The sequence below is a fragment of the Paenibacillus sp. 01T431 genome (assembly GCF_056398625.1).
In genome coordinates this window covers 1-3,778 of the sequence record NZ_JBFTPT010000044.1, presented here as the reverse complement: position 1 = coordinate 3,778, position 3,778 = coordinate 1, and the positions used below count along the sequence as shown (strand labels likewise).

Below are 3,778 nucleotides of genomic sequence, written 5' to 3'. Positions count from 1 at the left end.
GTTTAGTTGTACTGTTACTCGCATTGTACAGAACATTTTTTAAGAAACCAACCGTGTTATGCCTATCCAATGAGCAAATCATATTAAATGGGAATATAATTAATTCAAGGGATATTAAAGTGATAATGACCATGGGGTACTTTAAACCTGTTATTGGGATATTACCTTACAGCAGGAAGATCGTCCCATTGGATATGGCATTTAGGTATTCAAAGGATGAAGATAGAGGCATCTCGGATTTAAAGAGCTGGGCAAAAATAAACAATGTAAAGATAGTTAATAAATCGTTTCAAACGTGGATATAAGTGTATTCAAAAGCACTATTCGGTACGGTCATTATCTTATTCAGAGGATGTGCTTAACCAGGATGACATGCTTGTTCGTTACGCTAACGGGAAACGATAGTTCAATAATAATGCCCCTCATTGCGAAGGCCTTCGTATATGACTGGGAATAATATTGGGGGCGTGGAAGTGAGCGATGATCTAGTAAAAAAAAGAGTAGTTCAGATCCTCAATGACATGCTTAATGGGAAGATAAATATTATATTTGGATGCCTTGAACTGGATGGGTTATGGCATCAAGGCCATACCTTTATTGGAATAGATTTTGGAGAGCATTATCACAATTTGGCTCATATACCCTTACCTGCGCAATATCATTTGTGGAATCAAGAAGCGTTAAAGGAACGCATAAAAGAACTAGATGCATACAAGCCAAATATCTTATATTCAGCGAGATTATTGTTAGACGAAATGAATATAGAACGTCGTTAAGCTAAAGGGAAACGACAGTAGATTGCAATTCGGAAATCCCTCATTTATTTATTTATTTATTGATGTAACAGGTATTTTTCATGCGGAACTTTTTTGGCGTTCACCTGAATTGAGAAAGCGAATCTGTTTAAGTAAGCTAACGAAACACAATAGAAATGCTGAAGGGCTGCCCCATGGCGGCCCTTCGCTATGCTTAAAAAGGGCAGTATTGTTTAACAAATATGAAGTCCCAACATTTTTGAGGGGCAAGTGTATACATAAAGGAAGCTCATTCGTTATATAGCATGAAGGGAGGTTCAAGGTGGACAATGAGCTGATGTATCGACTTTTAAATCTGAAAATGAAACAAATCCAGCGATATTTGATCCGTCTAGGAGCCGACCGAGACGTCGCTGAGGATATCGTTCAGGAAACCATTTACAAAGGGCTGTTATACATAGATTCCATTCATGAGGACAAATTTTCGGCATGGATGTTCAAAGTTGCCCTAAATCATTATTACGATCTGTGCCGAAAGAAAAAACGGATGGAAATTCCGATTGAGGATGTCGCAGCTGAAGGAAATGAAGCCCCGGAAGAACTTTTCCTCCAAAAGGAAAGACGGGAAGAGATCGAACGCATATTGGAAGATCTAACCCCCATCTATAAGCAGTTACTGATCATGAAATATGAATTGGATTTGAGCTATCAAGAAATATCCGGTTTGCTAGGTATACGCATGGAAATGGTAAAAACATATTTGTATCGAGCTAGAAAACAATTTCAAAAAAAATATGGAGGCCTGCATGATGAATGATAGAGAATTTAACCCAGATGAAGATGGAGGATTATCAAAACTGATAAAAAAAGCTAAGCGAAGATCGATGTGGCGGATCGTGGGGGTATCTCTGGGTATTTCCCTACTCGTTCTGGCTTGTGGGTATCTTGTAAACCTGCATCTGCTATATAAAAAAGCGGACCATGCTCTGCGTGATATTTCGATGTTCAAAGAAATTAGTGGTCCGAATCAGTACGGAGCAGGCTACCGACAAAACTTCGGTTTTCTTGAGGGGGCTCTAGAATTTCAGACATATAAGCTAGTAGAGGGTATTCCCGTTGTTTGGAATAAAGAAACCTATGAGTTCAATGCAGTGGGTAACTTTTCCAGGTCTCTTGGAGACTATTCTTCTCTATCGCTTCCTGACTTCTCCATGAGCAATGAAAAGTTTGACTATCTAAGACCTTACAATCCTTACAATGGTGAAAGAGAGATGTTGTTTTACCTTCCTGATGTCTCTTACCCGAAGGTTCTGAATGAAACCTCGCAGCTTGATGACATGGATAGCAGTAAATTGGTCGAGCTCGGAATCTCATTTAATACAAACTATACCGTGGAGCAGATCAATGAGATGTTGCCGCCAAGTATACATCCCGTGTGGTATTGGGTGGACACCTATTCAAATAAAAAGCCATACCTAGCTAAGAAAATGCCTGACGGTACTATTGATAATCCGTCGCCCGACCCGGCACGAAGAGTGTATGGATTCGGAGTTCACCCCGATTACGAGGATGTAACCGAAAAAGATTTCCTATCAGCTGTACAGAACGGTATAAACGTCAAGGGGAAATACTATAGCGAATACAAACGCATCTTTGATTATTTGAGGCAAGAAAAAGAGAAACCGGCTCAAAGTGATGTCCGTATACTCGGCGTTGTCGTAACGGGAACAGTGGAACATTTAAAAGCACTAAAGGGGCAGAGATATGTGAAAGCAGCCGTATTGGGAGCAATTGTTGATAAATACTAAACATCAATACTTGCAGGAGACTTTTGAACTAACGGGTAACTATAGGTGAACAAATAAGGAGCAGTTTGCTACATGGCAGCTGCTTCATTTCTTTGTTAAGCTAACGGGCAGGCTAGCGTAAACAAAATGATCAAAAGTATTAACCATACGTAGTTAATTACATTTCGGGATTAGCGGAATGATTTTCGGCAGCTTCGTTTGGTTAACGGGGGTAGTTTAAGTAAATGTAAATATTTACTTGCGAACTAGTGTTCGGTATAATAAACTTGATTCCATTACAAAAAGGAGATGTTGGATATGTATAAACAAATTAAAGATTTTGCCGCAACTTGGCAGAATGAAACGGAAGCAACAATGCGGACACTGGAGATGCTGACCGACGAGTCTCTTGGCCAACAGATAACAAGCGATCATAGAACGCTTGGACGTGTTGCATGGCACCTGGTACAGACGTTGCACGAAATGCCATCTCGGACGGGACTGTCTTTCGAAGGACCGGGCGAAGATATGCCGGTGCCAGCTTCGGCAGCAGACATCGCGTCAGTCTATAAGAGGACCTCACAAGCGCTCCTTGATGCTATACAGTCCAGTTGGAAAGATGAGAATCTGCTTATCATGAGCGATATGTATGGTGATCAATGGCCAAACGGCTTAATGCTGGATATTCTCGTAAAGCATGAGATTCATCATCGTGGTCAGATGACAGTCCTGATGCGTCAGGCAGGCCTTCGTGTGCCGGATCTTTACGGCCCGACAAAAGAGCAGTGGGCCGAGTACGGAGCGCTACCTCCAGTAATTTAGAGTAAGATTATATCCGCTTTGGCCGTTTGGCTATAGTGGGATTTATAAGTATTTTATCATAGGATTGAAAGTGGTAGCTTGAATCATAGACAAGAGGATACCATCGGACTGAAACTGTTGATACTATTGAACAAACGGGGAACGATAGTTGAACGGAAAATGGAGCAGTTTGCCGGGGCATCTGCTCCATTTATTATTAAGCTAACGGGAAACGATAGTTAATAACACACTTGATGAGCAGGCGCTACGGTGGGCTGCTCTTTTTATTAAGCTCCCTCAGAGAATAAGGTTTTTCTCACGAATACTCGCGAATTCGCAGGATTTCACATATAGATTTAAATAGGAGTTTAAATGATTACATAACATGGGCTAGGCAGTTCCGTTTGAGGGCATGCGGGAATAGAAGGTGTTGGT

Annotated in this window: 5 protein-coding genes and 1 pseudogene; all 6 read left to right on the top strand. The window is 41.0% G+C overall.

Annotation, left to right across the window (positions count from 1 at the left end):
- Positions 1–305, top strand: a pseudogene (locus AC1DM9_RS34210) (hypothetical protein); the annotation flags it as partial.
- A gap of 168 nt (positions 306–473) precedes the next feature.
- A complete protein-coding gene (locus tag AC1DM9_RS34205; protein ID WP_477513015.1) occupies positions 474–776 on the top strand; it encodes a hypothetical protein in 303 nt (100 codons plus the stop codon).
- A 301-nt stretch (positions 777–1,077) separates the two neighbouring features.
- Positions 1,078–1,572: an RNA polymerase sigma factor gene (locus AC1DM9_RS34200; RefSeq protein WP_477513014.1), complete on the top strand. Its 495-nt coding sequence runs from the start codon at positions 1,078–1,080 to the stop codon at positions 1,570–1,572.
- On the top strand, positions 1,562–2,563 hold the full coding sequence (locus tag AC1DM9_RS34195) for an anti sigma factor C-terminal domain-containing protein (protein ID WP_477513013.1): 1,002 nt from the start codon (positions 1,562–1,564) through the stop codon (positions 2,561–2,563). Before AC1DM9_RS34200 ends, AC1DM9_RS34195 begins: the two co-directional genes overlap by 11 nt.
- 297 nt (positions 2,564–2,860) lie before the next feature.
- Positions 2,861–3,364, top strand: a complete 504-nt coding sequence (locus AC1DM9_RS34190; RefSeq protein WP_477584481.1) for a DinB family protein — start codon at positions 2,861–2,863, stop codon at positions 3,362–3,364.
- Between the two features lie 78 nt (positions 3,365–3,442).
- Positions 3,443–3,586 carry a hypothetical protein gene (locus AC1DM9_RS34185; RefSeq protein ID WP_477509322.1) on the top strand — a complete coding sequence of 48 codons (144 nt, stop codon included), beginning with the start codon at positions 3,443–3,445 and terminating at the stop codon, positions 3,584–3,586.
- Positions 3,587–3,778: the final 192 nt, after the last annotated feature.

Excerpts from the sequence above, each read along its gene's own strand:
- AC1DM9_RS34190 (WP_477584481.1), top strand. The coding sequence starts at position 2,861 with ATGTATAAACAAATTAAAGATTTTGCCGCAACTTGGCAGAATGAAACG.
- AC1DM9_RS34195 (WP_477513013.1), top strand. The coding sequence starts at position 1,562 with ATGATGAATGATAGAGAATTTAACCCAGATGAAGATGGAGGATTATCA.